At 44.8% G+C, this 1,088-nt stretch carries 1 rRNA gene; it reads left to right on the top strand.

Annotation, left to right across the window (positions count from 1 at the left end):
• Positions 1-1,088, top strand: a 23S ribosomal RNA gene (locus tag BLO14_RS05925); the annotation flags it as partial.

Below are 1,088 nucleotides of genomic sequence, written 5' to 3'. Positions count from 1 at the left end.
AAAAAGCTACCGATAGAGAAGAGTACCGTGAGGGAAAGGTGAAAAGAACCCCGGGAGGGGAGTGAAATAGAACTGAAACCGTAGACTTACAAGCAGTCAAAGCCGCGATTTATTGCGGTGATGGCGTGCCTTTTGCATAATGAACCTGCGAGTTATCATATCTAGCAAGATTAAAGCATAGAAGTGCTGGAGTCGAAGCGAAAGCGAGTCTTAAAAGGGCGATTTAGTTAGATGTGGTAGACCCGAAGCCGAGTGATCTATTTATGGCCAGGCTGAAGCTTGGGTAAAACCAAGTGGAGGGCCGAACTCTAGTCTGTTTAAAAAGGCAGGGATGAGCTGTGAATAGGAGTGAAAGGCTAAACAAACTCGGAGATAGCTGGTTCTCCCCGAAATGGATTTAAGTTCAGCCTTATTTTAGTTTAATAGAGGTAGAGCACTAATTGAGCTAGGGCCTGTCAAAGGGTACCAAACTCAGTTAAACTCCGAATGCTATTAAATGATGAATGGGAGTGAGACTATGGGCGATAAGGTTCATAGTCGAGAGGGAAACAACCCAGACCAACAGCTAAGGTCTCAAAAATGTGTTAAGTGGAAAAGGAGGTTTAGGTACGTAAACAGCCAGGAGGTTGGCTTAGAAGCAGCCATACCTTTAAAGAGTGCGTAATAGCTCACTGGTCGAGTACTTAAGCGCCGATAATGTAACGGGGCTAAACACATTACCGAAGCTTTGGATCTTAACGAAAGTTAAGATGGTAGGGGAGCGTTCTGTAAGCCAGAGAAGTTAAGCTGGAAAGCTTGATGGAGGTATCAGAAGTGAGAATGCAGGTATGAGTAACGAAAAAATGGGTGAGATCCCCATTCGCCGAAAACCTAAGGTTTCCTGGGTAAAGGTCGTCTTCCCAGGGTTAGTCGGCCCCTAAGGCAAAACTGAAAAGTGTAGTCGATGGGAAACGGGTTAATATTCCCGTACCTCTTATAGTTTCGATGGAGTGACGCATGAGGTTAACTACTGCTAGGCGATGGTTGTCCTAGTTTAAGCATTAAGGCGATGATCTTAATAGGAAAATCCGTTAGGAGAGCTAAGATGT

This window comes from Borreliella japonica, from assembly GCF_900099615.1.
Lineage (GTDB): Bacteria > Spirochaetota > Spirochaetia > Borreliales > Borreliaceae > Borreliella > Borreliella japonica.
This window is presented reverse-complemented; position numbering and strand designations above follow the sequence as displayed.